This is a genomic window from Campylobacter sp. 2018MI13, assembly GCF_018501135.1.
Classification (GTDB): Bacteria; Campylobacterota; Campylobacteria; order Campylobacterales; family Campylobacteraceae; genus Campylobacter_E.
In genome coordinates, this window is the sequence record NZ_JAHCZC010000361.1 from 1 (window position 1) to 223 (window position 223).

The 223-nt window shown below is 46.6% G+C and carries 1 rRNA gene; it reads left to right on the forward strand.

Annotation, left to right across the window (positions count from 1 at the left end):
* A 23S ribosomal RNA gene (locus KJQ99_RS11535) occupies nt 1–223 on the forward strand; the annotation flags it as partial.

Here is a 223-nt window from a genome sequence, read left to right on the forward strand (position 1 = left end):
GCCCGTACCGTAAACCGACACAGGTGGGTGGGATGAGTATTCTAAGGCGCGTGGAAGAACTCTCTTTAAGGAACTCTGCAAAATAGCACCGTATCGTCGGTATAAGGTGTGGTTAGCCTTGTATTAGGATTTACTCCGAAGGCAAGGAAACTTACAACAAAGAGTCCCTCCCGACTGTTTACCAAAAACACAGCACTCTGCTAACACGTAAGTGGATGTATAG